The sequence below is a fragment of the Halopseudomonas formosensis genome (assembly GCF_900115905.1).
GTDB classification, from domain to species: Bacteria; Pseudomonadota; Gammaproteobacteria; order Pseudomonadales; family Pseudomonadaceae; genus Halopseudomonas; species Halopseudomonas formosensis.
Map to the genome: position 1 here is coordinate 156,465 of NZ_FOYD01000007.1, position 13,635 is coordinate 170,099.

12 protein-coding genes are annotated in these 13,635 nt (G+C 63.5%); all 12 read right to left on the reverse strand.

All coding sequences use genetic code 11. From position 1 onward, the window contains the following. Positions 1–5: 5 nt before the first annotated feature. Positions 6–1,190 (reverse strand): DesA family fatty acid desaturase, encoded by a 1,185-nt coding sequence (locus BM046_RS11355; protein WP_090539569.1) that lies wholly within the window; start codon positions 1,188–1,190, stop codon positions 6–8. A gap of 180 nt (positions 1,191–1,370) precedes the next feature. Then, positions 1,371–2,315 carry a serine/threonine-protein kinase gene (locus tag BM046_RS11360; protein ID WP_235818631.1) on the reverse strand — a complete coding sequence of 315 codons (945 nt, stop codon included), beginning with the start codon at positions 2,313–2,315 and terminating at the stop codon, positions 1,371–1,373. 19 nt (positions 2,316–2,334) lie between these two features. Continuing rightward, positions 2,335–3,063, reverse strand: coding sequence for a PP2C family protein-serine/threonine phosphatase (locus BM046_RS11365; protein ID WP_090539573.1), 729 nt, complete (start codon positions 3,061–3,063; stop codon positions 2,335–2,337). Beyond that, positions 3,063–6,488: a type VI secretion system membrane subunit TssM gene (tssM, locus tag BM046_RS11370; protein ID WP_235818632.1), complete on the reverse strand. Its 3,426-nt coding sequence runs from the start codon at positions 6,486–6,488 to the stop codon at positions 3,063–3,065. Before tssM ends, BM046_RS11365 begins: the two co-directional genes overlap by 1 nt. Next, positions 6,485–7,372 carry a type IVB secretion system protein IcmH/DotU gene (gene icmH, locus BM046_RS11375; protein ID WP_090539575.1) on the reverse strand — a complete coding sequence of 296 codons (888 nt, stop codon included), beginning with the start codon at positions 7,370–7,372 and terminating at the stop codon, positions 6,485–6,487. The genes tssM and icmH overlap by 4 nt, the downstream gene beginning before the upstream one ends. Before the next feature lie 5 nt (positions 7,373–7,377). After that, entirely contained in the window at positions 7,378–8,709 is a 1,332-nt protein-coding gene (tssK, locus tag BM046_RS11380; RefSeq protein WP_090539577.1) for a type VI secretion system baseplate subunit TssK, read from the reverse strand. A 3-nt stretch (positions 8,710–8,712) separates the two neighbouring features. Next, positions 8,713–9,195: a type VI secretion system lipoprotein TssJ gene (gene tssJ / locus BM046_RS11385; protein WP_090539579.1), complete on the reverse strand. Its 483-nt coding sequence runs from the start codon at positions 9,193–9,195 to the stop codon at positions 8,713–8,715. Beyond that, complete coding sequence (tagH, locus tag BM046_RS11390) at positions 9,192–10,382, reverse strand: type VI secretion system-associated FHA domain protein TagH (protein WP_090539581.1); 1,191 nt, start codon at positions 10,380–10,382, stop codon at positions 9,192–9,194. Before tagH ends, tssJ begins: the two co-directional genes overlap by 4 nt. A gap of 20 nt (positions 10,383–10,402) precedes the next feature. Next, the gene (locus BM046_RS16495) at positions 10,403–10,525 is read right to left on the reverse strand and encodes a hypothetical protein (RefSeq protein WP_268875177.1); all 123 of its coding nucleotides are present in this window, start codon (positions 10,523–10,525) and stop codon (positions 10,403–10,405) included. A 22-nt stretch (positions 10,526–10,547) separates the two neighbouring features. Continuing rightward, positions 10,548–11,447, reverse strand: a complete 900-nt coding sequence (locus BM046_RS11395; protein WP_143084183.1) for a hypothetical protein — start codon at positions 11,445–11,447, stop codon at positions 10,548–10,550. Beyond that, the gene (locus BM046_RS11400; RefSeq protein ID WP_090539585.1) at positions 11,444–12,439 is read right to left on the reverse strand and encodes a DUF2515 family protein; all 996 of its coding nucleotides are present in this window, start codon (positions 12,437–12,439) and stop codon (positions 11,444–11,446) included. Before BM046_RS11400 ends, BM046_RS11395 begins: the two co-directional genes overlap by 4 nt. Next, positions 12,432–13,635 (reverse strand): type VI secretion system tip protein TssI/VgrG (gene tssI, locus BM046_RS11405; protein ID WP_143084184.1); only part of this gene is annotated, 1,204 nt, incomplete at its 5' end. The genes BM046_RS11400 and tssI, both read right to left, overlap by 8 nt.

Genomic DNA, 13,635 nt, shown 5'->3' on the forward strand with positions numbered 1-13,635 from the left:
CGGCCTCAGACCGTCCCGGGCTGCAGGCTGTAGGTGCGCAGATGAGCTGCGAAGTCCTGCAATACCCGGATGCGTGTCGCCTCGGCCTGGGCACACCAGTCCTTGAGTGCCTGAACCATCTCATGGCCGTTGCTGCTGGTGCGGTTCCAGATCTGCTGCAGTGCGGCGTGTTTCTCGTGAATGATGCGCAGCGTCTGATTGTGCTCCAGCAGTGACTGTACGCGTTTCTGCTGGTGGGGCTGCAGCAGGCTGGCTTCGCGACCCAGCAGGCGTCGGGCGCGGCGGAACAGATGGCGGACGGAGTCGTCCACGCGCTGGCGTTCCTGCCGCAGCAGCGGCAGCATGACCTGCTTGCGGTACTGAGCCATGACCTGGAACCGGTTGTTCAGGATGGCTCTGGCGGTATCCAGATCCAGCGTCTGCTTGCCTTCCACGCGATGGGGCACGGGGGCGACGCGGCGCACCCGGGCCAGTCCCAGCAGGCTGAACAGGCGGATCCACATCCAGCCCATGTCGAACTCCCACTTCTTCACCGACAGCTTGGCGGAGTTGGGATAGGTGTGGTGATTGTTGTGCAGCTCTTCGCCGCCGATCAGCACACCCCAGGGCAGGATGTTGGTGGCCGCGTCCTTGCACTCGAAGTTGCGGTAGCCCACGGCATGCCCCAGACCATTGACCACCCCGGCGGCGAACAGCGGAATCCACATCATCTGCACCGCCCATACGGTCAGCCCGAGTACGCCGAACAGGGCCAGGTCGATCAGCAGCATCAGCACTATGCCGGTGTTGCGGAAGCGGCCGTAGAGGTTGTGCTCGATCCAGTCGTCGGGGCAGCCCTTGCCGTAGGTCCGCAGGGTGTCCTGGTTCTTCGCCTCGGCCATATACAGCTCGGCGCCCTTGCGCAGTACCGTGCCCAGGCCCTTCTGCACCGGGCTGTGCGGATCTTCCGGGGTCTCGCACTTGGCGTGGTGCTTGCGATGGATCGCGGTCCATTCCCGGGTATTCATGCTGGTGGTCAGCCACAGCCAGAAACGGAAGAAGTGCTGCAGGACAGGATGCAGCTCGAGGGAGCGGTGGGCCGAATATCGGTGCAGATAAACGGTTACGCTGATGATGGTGATATGGGTCAGAACCAGGATGATGGCAGTCAGCTGCCAGGGGGAAGGATCAATAAAACCGTTGTACCACATGCGTCAGAACCTCTGATGGAGCTGTGCCGAGCTGATCGGCCTGTTGTTGTCGAGTATGGGCCAGCTTTGCAGAAGCTGACATGGGCAGGGGACGAATGGAAGGTCTGGCGGGACGGTCAATTGCTACCGGATGTGGCAGGGCGATGCCCGGCACCGAGGGCCGCGCGTACTGCGCAGGGCTCAGGGCCTGCGCAGCACCCGATGCAGCAACGAGGGAGCTGCCTGGCTGAACGCCGCCAGCAGTGTAGGGATATCCGGCCGCTGGGTCTGCTCGAAGGCCAGCGCGCGGCGCAGTGCCGGCCAGCAATGGCGCGGAAGCCGCGGCGGCGGCTCCAGGGTCTTGTCCTGACCCATGCGGATGGCCTGGCGGGCGGTCAGCCGGCTGAAGGGGTGATGACCACTGCACAGCTCGTAGAGCACGCAGGCTGCTGCGTAGACGTCGGCGGCAGCCGACAGGGGCTCGCCGTCGAGCAGCTCCAGGGCCGCATAACGCGGTGTCCAGGCCGCCAGTCGTGCCCGGCTCAGGCGCGGAAGACCGGGCAGTCGATCACCGATGGATTGTCCCAGGCCGAAGTCGAACAACCGCAGACCGTCTTCAGCCATCATCACATTGCTGGGTTTCAGGTCGCCATGCAGTACACCCCGGGCGTGGGAATGTGCCAGGGCCTGCAGCAGGGCCATGGCGATTTCCCGAAACTGCTCCCAGGGCAGCCCCTCGGGATTGGCGCTGATCAGATCATCCAGGGTGGGGCCCTTGAGCAGTTCCATGGTGATATAGGCGCGCCGGCAACGGGCATCGGTATGAAATCCGTAGAGCTGGACCACATGGGCGTGGCGCAGGCGGCTGGTCAGGGCGAACTCGCTGTACAGCAGGGCATGGGCGTCGGGGTACTCGGCGAAGGTGTCGTTGAGCGCCTTTACCGCCACCCAGGGTTCGGGGTCACCGAACTGCTCGCGCAGCAGGTCGCGTGCCCGGTAGACCGCGCCCATGCCGCCCACGCCCAGCAGGCGTTCGATGCGATAGCGCTTGCTCAGCACCTCCGGCACCGGACCGGGCGGAACGAACTCCTTCTTCCCGCGTGTGGTGGCCGGAGGGGTGATGGCGGTTGCGCTGGGGGCTTCCATGTTGTGCTCCTGTTGCATGTCAGCGGCGGATGACCACGGCACTGAGGTTGTCCCGGGCGGGTCCGGCCAGGGCCTGTTCGAAAAGACGCTCCAGCGCCAGCTGGGGCGAGGGTCGATTGAGCGCGCTGCCCAGTTCGGAGCCGCTCAGGCTCTGGTACAGGCCGTCGCTGCACAGCAGCAGGGTATCGCCGGGATAAACGTTGAACTCGACCACATCCAGTGCCAGATCCTCGCTGGCGCCGACCGCCCGGGTCAGGGCGTGCGCGGAGGGGTGGGCGGCGGCCTGCTCCGGGCTCAGCTGCCGCTCGTCGATCAGTTGCTGCCGCAGCGAGTGGTCCCGGGTGATCTGGTAGAGGCCGCCGCTGCGCCACAGGTAGCAGCGGCTGTCGCCGGCCCAGATGCAGGCCGCGCGGTCCTCCTCCACCAGCAGTACCACCACGGTGCTGCCCATGACAGGTTCGGGCTGTCCGCTGATCAGGGTCAGTTCCCGGCTCAGGCGCCGGTTGAGCAGGTGCAGGGTCCGGCGCACCTGCTGCACGCGCCGATCCAGGTCGCTGCCGCCGGGCAGCTCGGCGAGGTGCTCGACTATCAGGCGGCTGGCCAGGGCGCCGTTCTGATGCCCGCCCATGCCGTCGGCGACCACCCAGAGCCCGCGTTCCGGCAGGGCCAGAAAGGCGTCCTCGTTGTGGCTGCGGACCTTGCCGGGATCCGTTCTGGCATGGCTGCGCCAGGCGCTGAGCAGATCCATCACAACCGGGCCGGCAGGCTGAAGCCGCGCAGCAGGCTCAGGTCGAACGGGTTCGGCGAGCGCTGACTGTGCAGCAGGTAATGGGCACGCATGCCGCCCAGATCCGCCTTGAGCAGCAGCACGTCGCGATCCGAGTGGTAGTCCACCTGGAGCTCGTCGAGCAGCCGGAACAGCGACCAGACGCCGCGATTGTGATCCAGCGACATGCGCTTGCCACCCAGATCCTCGAGCACCAGGCTGGCGCGTCCGCCCTCGTTGTCCACCGGCCAGCGGAAGGCGGTCTGCACTATCGGGCCGTGACGGTACTCCATGTTCTGATAGCCGAGGCGCAGACTGGCCCGCCCCAGGTTGGAGTCGAGGAAGAAGGGCTCCAGGCGGAACTGCACCTGGGGCTCGTTGGGATTCTCGGCGAAGAAGCTGCGCCGGATCCGTTCGGCCCGGCCCATCTGCGCCAGCAGCTCCCGGGAGATCGGCAGACCCCGGCCGTCCACCTGGCGGATCTGGTAGCCCCGGGCGCTGCTGCTGACGAAGGGCTGCAGATACTGCTCGAAGAACTGCTCGGCGGTACCGCGGCTGCGGAAGAACTCGCGGAAGTCGCTGAGGGTTACCTCGCTCTCGCTGTCACGGCTGAAGGGATAGCGCTGACCGACGGAGTTGCGCCAGCTGGCCAGCAGTTCACTGCGGTAGCGCTGATTCAGATGCTTGTAGGCCTCATCGAGCACCAGCATCCAGCTGTCACCGGCCAGTTCGGTGAGCCACTTGCCCGCTGGCAGCGGCAGGCGGGCGGCGGCGGTGCGCAGCTGGCTGATGGCGTCAGCCTGGCCACCGATACGGCTGCGTGCCATATCGAAGGCCGCCTGACCCGGCGCACTGGCCTGGGCCAGACCGCTGAACTGCAGGTGCATGGCGTCCAGCGCCTGGAGTGCCTGGAGCAGCTCGGGCCCGGGGCTGGCGTCCTGATCCAGCAGTTGGTGCAGCGGCTCGAAGCGGCGCTCCATGCTGCGCATGGCGCGGTTGGGGGTGGCGGTGTCATCCGTCAGCAGGGTGTTGTTGCGCACCTGCTCCAGCAGCTTGACCAGGGGCGAGTTGGCGGCAGCCAGTATGCTCATGTTCTGGGCCGCCTGCTGGGCGTCGGGCAGCGGGTCCAGCGCGATGCGGCCGAGCAGCTCGCCCCAGTGATGGGCGTAATCCTCGAAGTACAGCTGCTCCATCTCCAGCATCAGCCGGTTGCGGTCCTGGCTGCTCAGCTCGTCATCGCCACCGAGAACCCAGTTGTCGCGCAGCATGTCCTGCACCAGATCATTGCCGCGGGCGAGGAACATCTGCTGGTAGCCGCTGCGGGTGTAGAAACCGGGCAGGGTGTTCTGGTTGCTGGTCAGCAGGGCACCGCGGGGCCCCAGGTGGTTGATCAGGCGGTACTCCGGCAGGCTGCCGGACTGCTCCACCAGGGTGCGGTACAGCACGCTGGCCAGCGACTCGCGGCGCAATTCGCGGCGGGCATCACTGATCAGGCGCGCATCCAGTGCGTAGGGACGGAACGGTTGTTCCAGCAGGCGACTGAAGTGCGCGTTCAGGCTGGCCTGCATGGGCGTATTGCCGGCGAAGCGCTGGGACCAGTCCTCGGCCATCCATTCCTGCAGCCACTGACGGTCACGGCGCCCCGGCATGCCGAGCATCAGGTAGGCGCGCAGGTTGTTGAACAGCTGTTCACGGTCATGCAGGCTGGCCTCAATCCGGGATTCCAGGCGCAGCGCCACATTCTTCAGCAGCAGCTTCTCCAGCTGGTCCCGGTAGGCGCGGTGCAGTGTCGGATTCACCGCTTCGCCCTGATAGAGCCCGGCCCGCTCGCGCCAGCGGGCATCGGCGCGGCCGACATAGACCCGGCTGGCGGCGTGGCTGCTGTCCAGAACCCGCAGCATGCCCTCGGTGTGTTTCCGGGTCTGCAGGTGCTGCTGATCCTGCTTGAGCTGCTGGGCGATGCTGCGCAGCTGCTCGAGCCGCTGGTGGTTGGCCGAAAAACTGTTGGCCCAGGCCAGCCCGGCGACTATCAGGCAGGCGGCGGCGGTTCCGAACATCAGGCGCTGGCGCCAGTGGATGCGTTTCACCTCGCGCTCATCCAGCCCGGCGAGCTCCGCCTCGGGGAAGATCACCCGGCTGAGCAGGTGACGGATGAAGCGCGGGCGGCCGCTGCGGGCGGCGGGTACCGCCGCGCTGCCCGGGCCGAGGTTGCGGCCGATGCTGGCGGTGAGCGGGTCGAGACCGCCGCGCACGCTCGGCGCGCTGGTCAGATAGAAGCCGCGCAGCTGGGCGGCGCTCTGGTAGCGGTTGCCGGCGAAGGCCAGCTCGATCAGCAGGCTCAGGGGTTCGCCCAGGCGGCCCAGCTGATGCGGAAAATCGAGGATGCGTCCGCGGCGGCCGATGTCCCGCTCCTGATGCAGGCGCATGATCACCTGGCTGTTGAGACGCTGCAGCAGGTCTTGGAATTGCTGGCGCACGACCTGCAGGTCGGTGCCATCCTGGTCCTTGCGGAAGCTCACGCCCAGTACCTGATCATTCTCGTCGCTGGACAGGTTGTCGAAGTACTCGTCGAAGCCGAGCAGCAGGTCGGCCTTGCTCAGAACCAGATAGACCGGCACCTCCATGCCGAGCCGGCGGTTGATTTCCAGCAGCCGCTGGCGGATCTGCCGCGCCTGGTTTTCCAGCGCCTGCTGGTTCTCGCCCAGCAGCAGATCGACCGGCAGGTTGATCAGCACGCCATTGAGCGAACGCTGTCTGCGGTTGCGCAGCAGCCCCAGCAGGGTATTCCAGCCAAGGCTGTCAACCTGGGGATCGGGTTGGCTGAGATAGCGTCCGCTGCTGTCGATCAATACCGCATGTTCGGCGAAGTACCAGTCGGCATAACGGGTACCGGCGACCTCGTTGGTGACACCCTGCTGATCACGGGCATTGAGCGGGAAATCCAGCCCGGAGAACTCCAGCAGGCTGGTCTTGCCGCTGCCCTCGGGGCCGAGCAGCAGGTACCAGGGCAGCTCCCGGCGCCAGCGTTCACTGCGACCCTTGTACAGGCTCGAACGGCTGAGGGTACGCAGGGCCTGCTTGTAGCGGCTGTGCAGCTCGAGCTGTTCCTCGACGATCAGGTTCTCCCGGCGCAGGCGCTCCTGGGCTTCGCTGTCGCTTTCCTCGGTCTTCAGTCGGCGCTGCTTCTTCCAGTTGGCGAACACCAGACTCAGACCCCAGCCCAGCAGCAGGGCACTGATGGTCAGCCAGCGGGCGCCGGCGCTGCCCCAGGGCTTGTGATCATTGATGGCCAGGGCCGGGCCCAGGGTCCAGACAATCACCGCCAGGCCCAGCACCAGGATCAGGCTCCAGGCCCAGCCCTGGCGGACCATGCGCAGTGCTTTGAAGAGTATGGATTTGGCATTCATTGCAGATCATCCCTGAAGGTGGTGTCGGCCAGCGAGGCCGGACTGCCCTGTACGAACTCCTGAAGAACATGTTGGCGCTGCTCCCGGAGCACCCAGCTGAAACCGCCATAGATCACCCCCAGGCACATCAGGGTGAACAGGGTGACCGCCCACCAGGGCGCAGCCCGCACGAACTGGCCGCGCTCGCCCTGCAGGCCCTGCCAGTGGGGCGAGATCTCGCTGGGTACATCCCCGCGCAGCTGGCGGATCTGCCGATACAGACTGTCGCGGATGACCTCCAGCTCCAGCGTTCCCCGGGGCATGACGCGGTACTTGCCCTCGAAGCCCAGGGACAGGCACAGGTACATCAGCTCCAGCAGGTGCAGATGCTTGACCGGGTTGCGCGACAGCCGCTCGAGCAGCTGAAAGAATTTCTCGCCACCGAAGGTTTCATTGTGGAAGCTGCTCAGCAGGCTCATCTGCGACCAGGCGCTTTCGTTGCCCCAGGGAGTGGTGGCCACGGCCTCGTCGATGGCCGTGCAGAGCACGTAGCGGGCGGCCATTACCTCGCTGCTGTCGCCGCTGTCCTGCAGCGCCTGGTGCTCGAACAGGCGGATCTCGGAACTCAGGCGCTCCTTGAGGCCGTGCAGATCCTCGGCCTGGTAGGTGTTCTTCAGCCGCACCACCTCGGACAGCAGGGTGGCGGCGAGGGAGATCAGCGGGTTCAGGCTGGGATTGAAATTGCCTGCATCGTGCCGGCGAGCGGCGTACACCATGCGCTGCTCTATCCTTTCCATCTTCGGCGCGGCGGCGAAATCGGTCAGCGGTGTACGTGCCGGCAGCTCGCCGCTGCGATTGAGAATGACCGTGCGGTCGTCCTGGCTGTAGTCCATATCCTTGATCATGGGGTTCAGTTCCTGATGGCCCAGAATGTGAGTTCAAGTCCGGGGAAGTCGCCGGAAACGTGGAAGGCGAAACCCCCGGAGCGCTCGAGCTGCGCCATCTCTTCGGAATTGAGCTCGAGGGCGAAGTAGGTCTTGCCGGAATGGAAGGGGATCTGCCGGGGCGCCACCGGCAGCGGTCTGACCTTGATGCCAGGCAGATGCAGATTGACCAGCTGGCGGATCCGTTCGACCGGACCGACCTTCAGATGCGCCGGCAGGCGCTGGCGCAGTTCTTCGGAATCGCACTGGGCGCTGGCAGCCAATACGAAGGAGGCGGTGTCCAGCAACTTGTGGTCGTGCAGCGGCGACACCTGAATGCCGTACTGGCGCTGCTGCAGGGCCAGTTCCACTGCGTGCTGTTCCAGCACCATGGAAAGCGACTGGCGCAGCGCCTCCATCAGACGGCGGAAACTGCTGCCCTGATCGCTGTGCTGATAGCGGCTGTCCAGACGTGGCCGGCGGGCATCGCCGGCGAAGGTAGACAGCTCGCCGAAGAGCCCCAGCAGCTCCCGGTACAGCTGTTCCGGATGCAGGTGCTCCTGGCCCATGTAATGGCGCAGCATCGGCTCGTGCCGGTTGATCAGCTGCAGCATGGCGAAGTCGCCGAATTCCGCGCCGCTCACCCGGCCCGCCGCGCGGATCCGTTCGGCGAGGATGTCGCCGCGGTGGCTGAGCATGCTGATCACTTCCTTCAGGCAGGACTGCAGGAACTGGCTGGCCTGGACGTGCAGGAAGCTCGGCACGAACTCGGTATCCAGACTGACCACCCCATCGGGTGTGGTATCCAGTATCTGGCACAGTTGCAGGCGCACGTAAGCCTGGGCATCGGGCTGCTCGCCCAGCAGCAGACGGAAGTCCGGCTGGGCGCAGCTGACCACGGCGGTGCCATCATCCCCGGCATTGGAGTCACTGACGTCCCGGTCATGCACCGTGTAGCGGGCCAGCACATCCTGCTGCTGGGGGCGTCGGGCCTCGACGTGGTTGCCGGTTACCAGCGGCAGGGCCAGCCATACCGCGCAGTTGCTGGTGTTGGGCGGCACATCCAGCGACAGCGGGCTGTGTCCTGATCCCAGTTCGAACAGGCTGCCGTCGGGCAGGATGCCACTGGCCTGGCTCAGAACCAGCTTGCCCATGGCCAGGAACTGATGGTCGATCTCGAGATTGAAGAAGCCATGGGCGCAGCTGTGCAGCAGCTGGGTCCGCGCCTTCAGCTGGTGATCGTAGTACCTGTCGTTCTGCTGGAAATGCTGGGGCCGCAGCAGCATCCCCTCATGCCAGACAACTCTGCTGATCATCATGCATCAGTTCCTCGGGGCGCGGGCATGGTCGTTGTCGCTGATGCCCAGTTCATCGAGCTGCAGATGCAACTGATTGAGCTGGCCCACACGCAGGGGAATCACCTGTTGCCAGCGTGCCTCCGGCAGATTGCGATAGGCCGCCAGTACGCCGAGATAGGTGCCTTCAGCGGTGGTCAGCAGATTCAGCTCCTGGCTCTGGCCGGGCCGCAGCTCCAGCTCCTCGTGGGCGATCAGGTCCAGCGCCAGGGTTTCCTGGGGCTGCTGATACAGGGAAAAGAACTCGGCATGCTCGAAGGTCACCGGGTTCTTCAGTTCATACAGGCGCAGCACTATGGGCGAGGGACGCCCATGCAGATCCGGGTTGAGCCGGTCGCTGCCGGTCAGGTGCAGGTCGATCCGCGTGGCAGGCGGATTCTGTTTCAGGGCACAGCCGGCCAGTGTCACAAGTACCAGAGCGGTCAAGGCGATACGCAGCATGGCAGTCATCCTTGGGTATCCATGTTGAGGGTGGCGATCAGGCGGATCTGTTCTTCGTAGGCATTGGCAAAGTCGCGGGCGAAAAGGCGCTTGCTCCAGTCCTCCTCGGCCTGGATCGCCTGATGGAAACGGGTGTAGGCCTTCCAGCGGGCGCCGTTGGTGTTGAGCAGGCCCTTGCCTTCGCGCTCGAAACGCAGGTTCAGCTGTTCCGGTGAAAAATGTTCCAGCATGCCCCGCAGCGCTGCTCGACTGGCGGCACTGAGGGCCACCTGATGGGCCTGCAGGTCACGGTAGGCACGGGCTACCGCCTGTGTGGCGGACAGTTGCCCCGGCTCCTTGCCGCGCAGCATCAGGGTCAGGGCCTCACTGCTGTCCGCAGCGTGCTTGAGCGGATTGTTGCCGGCGGTCTGAACCGTGGTCTGGGCCAGACGCAGCTCGCTCTTCAGCTCGCTGCGGGTCTTCAGGCTCTGCTGCAGATGGCTGACACATTGCCTGAGCAGGGTGGCTGCGGCGATGGCCAGGGCCTCGCGCTGGTCATCCGGCAGTCCATCCAGGCTGACACCCAGGGCCTGGGAGTATCTGGCCCAGAAGGTATCGGCGAGCGCCGGTTCGGCGGCGGACACGGGCGGCTCGACCGGCGCGGTCGGGGGCGGAACCAGCTCGGGGACCGGCAGTCGCTCCATATCGATACGAGCGTAATCGTGGGGTTGCTCGGCGGATTCAGCGGGCAGCCCCCAGGACAGCTCGTCCCGGTACTGGCGCTCTTCCTGCTGATCCAGAGCATTCAGCGGGTCCAGATCGAGAAAGGCATCGTCGGGAATGATGTTGCCAGTGGACTGGCTGTGTGGCAGGGCGGAGTCGAACTCGCTGGGGTCCTGCCGCAGCCGCGCACGGATCTGGTAGTCGCCCAGACAGAACACCTGGCCATGCTCGATGCGTACCGGCTCGCCCTTGACCATGGGCATGCCGCTGTCCTTGAGGTGGATGCCGTTGCTGCTGGTATCGGTCAGATAGAAGGCGCCATTGTCGAAGGTCACCATTGCATGCTTGCCTGATACCACCCGGTTGCGATCCGGCAGCACCCAGTCGCACCCCTCGGCACGTCCGATGATGCCTCCTGCCAGCCTGAAGGTCTTGCTCGCCGCGCTTCCATCGAGCGGTTGCGGTGCGCTGACCATGTCAAAAACCAGTTCCATGCCTGTTTTGCTCCTGTCGATCAGAGGCCGCGACCGGCCGTGGGCTCGCCGAGCGGGCGGTAGTCCTTCTTGTTGCTGCTGCAGCCAGCGCTGAGCACCAGCAGTAACGAAAGGGTGAGTGCGGAGTAGAGTTTCCAGTTCATGGCGCTTTACCTTGCGGGGATTTCAGTTGTCGTTCTGCTTTGCAAGCACATGTATGTACGGGTCGCGATAGCTGTGCTCGATCCGTATGCCGGCCGCTCTGGCCTGTTCTTCATGGCTTGCCCGTTGCCGGCGATAGTGTTCGAGAAGCTCGGGAAGAAGCTCCTTCCATTGCACTTTCTGTTCATGTTCGAAGTGCTTGCGCCAGTAGCTTTCTTCAGTCATCAGTTCAAGGCTCGTAAGATAGGTACCGGCTTCAAGCGGCTCCGTTTCCGAGTCCTCTCTACGCACCTTCAAATTCAGGTAGTGGCCGTTCTTGTGAAAGTGCCAGTGGTAGCTGTTCTGAAACTTAATCCAGTGTTCGAGAGAGGCTTCATATCGTGGATCGAACCATGGGTGGGCAAGGCTGTGACTGCGGGCATTGGCAATCTGTGCAGCCTGATCGCCGGGAATACGCGGGGCCGGGAAATGGTACATATGATCCCAGCCCTGTTTCATTAACCCTTGAATGAGCCGGTATATATTGTCCTTGTTGGCACTGTGAAGAGTGTTATCCGGCAGGCCTTTGACCGAGAAACTGATATCGCGGATTTCATTCCCCAGCTCTTGATCAATAACTATGGTTATACCCGCAGTGTCATCCAGAACGATAAGGGGGGCGACACCATCCATAACGGTGACAGAGGGAAGGTTCCCGGACGAAAAGGGTTTGCGGAACTTGTACCAGCAGACCTTCGCCGGTTGCAGGCAGTCTGCACTGAAGGTGGAAGGGGTACGCTCCAGCAGTCCAGAGACAGGCTCGTTCATATGGATGATGATGTTCTGTACAGCGGGCATGCTATTTCCTTCGTCAGTGTTTCTATTTGCAACGTCACAGGCTGACAGAAAAAAGGCTGTAGCCAGTGCGGCTATGATCTTCTTCATGAGCTCTCTCCCCAGCCGGCCAACTCTTTAATGGTGTCTTCCATATAATGCTTGCGGATTTCCATCAGCCTATGAAATTGCTCGGCGATGTCACCTATGAAGTTCATACGGTCTGCTACTTCATACAGCCTGCCCGAACTTTCCATTTCCACACGAAGTTCGGTATTTTTTATATCGCAGGCTGCAGTGAATGCAGCTACCCTTCTAGGGACCATCGGAAGGTCTTCAACGAGCGCCTGGAAATCAAGCGATTTCCTGAAGGCCCAGCTCTCATAGATTAGAGGCTGAAGTATCTTTTTCTGTTCATGGTTTGCTATTGCCAGAAGCGATTCCAGCTGCGCCTCGCGCCGAAGGCTCAGGTCAGAGGAGTTTTCAAAATCCCGTACGTATTTAAATGCCTTGGCAATTTCTGGAGTCAGCCTAAGATTGTTTAATTTGGGCAGCGCTTCAGTCGCCCAGGGAAGTGCAGACAGGTGACTCCGGATACTTTCCACGCTGTTGGAGGCGTCTCGTTGTGGGGCACAGTCATCAAACTGTTCAGAAAAGTGAACATAGAACCAGTGCCATACGAAGATATCCTGGAATAACCAGAAGTTGCCTTTGCCAAGTGCGTCTTTGCTGACATGCGTGGCAGTGGCTCCATGAGGCAACAGGCTGCTGTAAGCCATGAAATCGAGGCCACATTTCACCTGCTTGCTGGCAAAAGCTGCCAGTCCCATCCAATAGAAACGACCCTTCAACTCCGGCTTGCCGCCGCCCTCCGTTTCTAGGTAGAAATGGGCGTATGTGGCTGCTATCCGAGCGGCACGCGCACTGAAACCAGCAACGAGTACCCGGCGCTGGCTTTTCGTTAGGAGGCAGGTGCGCTGTTTGCTGAGACGGCGAATAGCCTCTTGCTGGCCTAGCGACCACAGCTCGTTGCAGCCCACAGGAATGTCTTGCACCGAGTCGGGGCTCGTATTCGTATTCAGTACGGCGAATGCCTCAGTCATGGTTTCTGCTCTTCAGATAATCATCTGCGCCATCCGGGATCTCGAGTTCGTCCCACAGGAGATGAACTTCCAGAGTTTCAGCCTGCTCGGTGATGATCCGGCTGGAAAAGCCGTCGTTATCCGTCCGGAATTTCAGGGGTGCGCTTTGCCCGGGTATCAGTAGAGCTGCTGTCAGGTCCGGCACCGGTTTGCCGTGGCAAGTCATGAACCGGCACTGTTCATCATATTTCTCGTGAGTCAGCATGCTCAGCAGCGCGCCGCTGCGGTCCATGGCTGCCATGGTGGGCACGCTAGGAGTGAGAATGCCCAGCCCCGAACCGCGACCGGCGGCGCCGCCTGCGTTGATGCGGATGACGGGTCCGCTTAGGGTGGCGCCGCTGGGATCCAGCTTGAGGAAGCTGCCGCCGCCGCTGGCGGTCAGCTCCATGCCGGCGTCGATCACCACCTTGTCGCCGGCGTGGTAGTGGATCTCCCGGCCAGCCTCGATGAAAACGCCTTGGTCGAGCTGGGTGTGGCGGGTGCCACCGACAGTCATATGATCATCCGCCTTGATTTCCGTTCTGCGGTCGGCGTGGGTGCGGTGGTGCTCTTCGGCCAGGTTCTCGGTGTAGCGATTGGCTTCGATGCGTTCGTGGCGCTCGTTGCCGACGCGGATGCGCTGGTCGTGCTGGATGTTCTGGTCCCAGTCGCGCTGGGCGTGGATGAAGATCTGTTCTTCACCGGCCCGGTCTTCGATGCACAGTTCGTTGAAGCCGTTACCGCCGGGGCTGCTCAGGCTCTTGAACAGGCTGCGGGTCTTGTGCTCGGGCAGCTCACAGGGCACCGGGTGGGCGCTGTTGTACAGACAGCCGGAGACCAGTGGCTGGTCCGGGTCGCCTTCGAGGAAGCTGACCAGTACTTCCATGCCGATGCGCGGGATGGTGACGCTGCCCCAGTGGTTGCCGGCCCAGCTGCTGGCCACCCGCAGCCAGCAGCTGGTGTGGGCGTCGGCCTGGCCTTCGCGGTCCCAGTGGAACTGGACCTTGATCCGGCCCTGGGCGTCGCAGTGGATTTCTTCGCCGGCGGGGCCGGTGACCACCGCGGTCTGCTGGCCCAGCACCCGGGGCTTGGGATGGCGCAGGGCTGGGCGGTGCGGGGTGTCCCAGGGGGTGGCCTGGAAGTGGTTGCGGTAGCCTTGGGTGAAGGCTGTTTCCCCC